The organism is Aromatoleum evansii (assembly GCF_012910805.1).
Classification (GTDB): Bacteria; Pseudomonadota; Gammaproteobacteria; order Burkholderiales; family Rhodocyclaceae; genus Aromatoleum; species Aromatoleum evansii.
This window is the reverse complement of the sequence record NZ_WTVK01000313.1, coordinates 1-385: the sequence shown is the minus strand read 5'-3', so window position 1 is coordinate 385 and position 385 is coordinate 1. Positions and strand designations below refer to the sequence as shown.

Here is a 385-nt window from a genome sequence, read left to right as displayed (position 1 = left end):
GTCACCGCCTCACCCCGACGGGCGGGGTGAGGCGAACATCGTTCACTGCGGCCGCAGTTCGCGCTTGAGAATCTTTCCGGTCGCGCCCTTGGGCAGCGTTTCGATGAACGTCACGTGGCGCGGGTACTTGTACGCGGCGACGCGCTCCTTCGCGAAGGCCTTGACGGCGTCGGCGTCGAGGTTCGAGCCCTCGGTGCGCACGACGAAGGCGGCGACCTCCTCGCCGTAGTGCTCGTCCGGCACACCGACGACGGCGACCTCCGCGATCTCCGGGTGCTCGTACAGCACCTCCTCGACCTCGCGGGGGTAGACGTTGTACCCGCCGCGGATGATCATGTCCTTCGAACGGTCGAGATGAAGGTCGCCGACCTCGACGGCAACCCGC

General features: G+C 67.5%; 1 protein-coding gene. It reads right to left on the bottom strand.

The window, feature by feature from the left end:
* Positions 1-42: 42 nt before the first annotated feature.
* The coding region (locus GO615_RS30150; protein WP_500676358.1) for an AMP-binding enzyme at positions 43-385 on the bottom strand (343 nt) is incomplete at its 5' end.